Origin of the sequence: Mycobacterium sp. E2462, from assembly GCF_001672685.1 — a bacterium.
Classification (GTDB): domain Bacteria; phylum Actinomycetota; class Actinomycetes; order Mycobacteriales; family Mycobacteriaceae; genus Mycobacterium.
On the sequence record NZ_LZKC01000201.1, the window covers coordinates 1 to 1558 of the forward strand.

Consider the following 1558-nt stretch of genomic DNA (forward strand, 5'->3'; position numbering starts at 1 on the left):
GGGCGGCGCCGCTCCCGGCGGCTTCGACTGCTCCGGCCTGGTGATGTGGGCCTTCCAGCAGGCCGGTATCTCGCTGCCGCACTCCAGCCAGGCGCTCGCCCACGGCGGGCAGCCCGTGTCGCTGTCGGACCTGCAGCCCGGTGACGTGCTGACCTTCTATTCCGACGCCTCGCACACGGGCATCTACATCGGTGACGGCATGATGGTGCACTCGTCGACCTACGGCGTGCCGGTCCGGGTGGTGCCGATGAACTCCTCCGGCCCGATCTACGACGCGCGCCGTTACTAGACGCCCCAACTCACGCCGCCGGCGCCGTGCGCTGCTCGGGGGACAGCGAGACGTACTGGGACTTGACGACCGCGATCTGCACCTGCAGCTGGCTCTGCTTGGACTGCAGGCTGGCCCGCACCGCGGCGGCCTGCTCGGCGGCGCTCTTGGCGTCGGCGGCGGACTTCGCCGATTCCTTCTCGGCCTTGGCGGCCTGCTCACCGGCGGACTTGAAGCTGGCCATCTGGTTGGACATCTGCGTCGCCATCACGCGCTGCACGGCGAGCTTGTCGATCAGCCCCTGCGGGGAGCCCGCGGTCAGGATCGCTTCCATGCCGTCGACGTGACCGCCCATGTACTTGGCGGCGGCCAGGTTGTTGACGGCGGTCTGGTAGGAGGCCAGCCGGGCCTTGGCCGCGTCGACGGCGGCCTGATCGTCGTCGTGTTTCTTCTCCGCCGCGCGCTGCGCCCGCAGCTTGTCGTTCAGGTCGAGCTGCGCGCTGTGCATCGCCTCCGTGGTCTGCTCGGCCTGGCGCGACAGCTGGTTCAGCTTGGCCAGCGCGTCCTCGGCGGGGTCGGCCGCGGCGTAGGAGGTGACGATTCCGGATAAGACGGTAAAGCCCGCTAGCGTTCCGACGGCGGAGCGTGTAAGGGCACGCGCAATCGGGTATCTAGACACAAGCCTCAAGATTTTGCTTCCTTAAACGGCCATCGACTGCGATGCGTCGAGCTGGTTTAGGTCTCAAACAGGTTACGAAACGATATCGGCGTTTGTCCAAAGCGAGCGGTTAAGAAATCGGAAAGATTTCTGTCATTTCTCTGTGAGTTGAATACCGCCTCGCGTCCAGGTTTCCTTGTGGCACAGGTCTTTTGTGGCACAAGGCGACTACGCTACACCGGTGCCGCGCCCCCGATGAATCGGTACTAACCGCAGCCGTGGGGCCAGCCCGACCTCGGCCAACACCTCCAGCGCGGCGCGCTCGTCCTGCAATAGCGTCTCCGGCACCCCCAGCAAAACGCTGACCACGCAATCGCGGCAGCCGGGCCCGCGCACCGCGCAGTCGTCGCAGTCGATCACCACCGGCGTTCCCGCTCCGGGCGGTCCGCCCGTCGACCCAAACTCCGTCATGCCGTCCCCTTCGCGTCCACTGTTCGATGCCACGGTCGGTCCTCTCGGTCGGTCTGGTCCGGCGAACATCTCGTCGTTGCGGCGAACGCTAACGGCAGGCACCGACACCGCGGCCGTCCCACGCCGCCGTCGCCCGCCGTCGCCCGCGCGATCGAAACGTG

2 protein-coding genes and 1 pseudogene are annotated in these 1558 nt (G+C 67.0%); 1 reads left to right on the top strand and 2 read right to left on the bottom strand.

Translation table 11 applies throughout. The features are described from left to right. Positions 1–289, top strand: a 289-nt coding sequence (locus A5714_RS10250) for an NlpC/P60 family protein (protein ID WP_082959613.1), incomplete at its 5' end; no start/stop codon positions are given. Positions 290–305: 16 nt separating this feature from the next. Here A5714_RS10250 and A5714_RS10255 read toward each other — a convergent pair. Together A5714_RS10255 and A5714_RS10260 are read right to left on the bottom strand one after the other, a co-directional pair. Continuing rightward, a pseudogene (locus tag A5714_RS10255) lies at positions 306–956 on the bottom strand (endopeptidase); the annotation flags it as partial. Between the two features lie 198 nt (positions 957–1154). After that, a complete protein-coding gene (locus tag A5714_RS10260) occupies positions 1155–1397 on the bottom strand; it encodes a hypothetical protein (RefSeq protein WP_231973874.1) in 243 nt (80 codons plus the stop codon). Positions 1398–1558 lie beyond the last annotated feature (161 nt).

Coding starts and splice junctions, on each gene's coding strand:
- A5714_RS10260 (WP_231973874.1), bottom strand. CDS start 1,397: ATGACGGAGTTTGGGTCGACGGGCGGACCGCCCGGAGCGGGAACGCCG.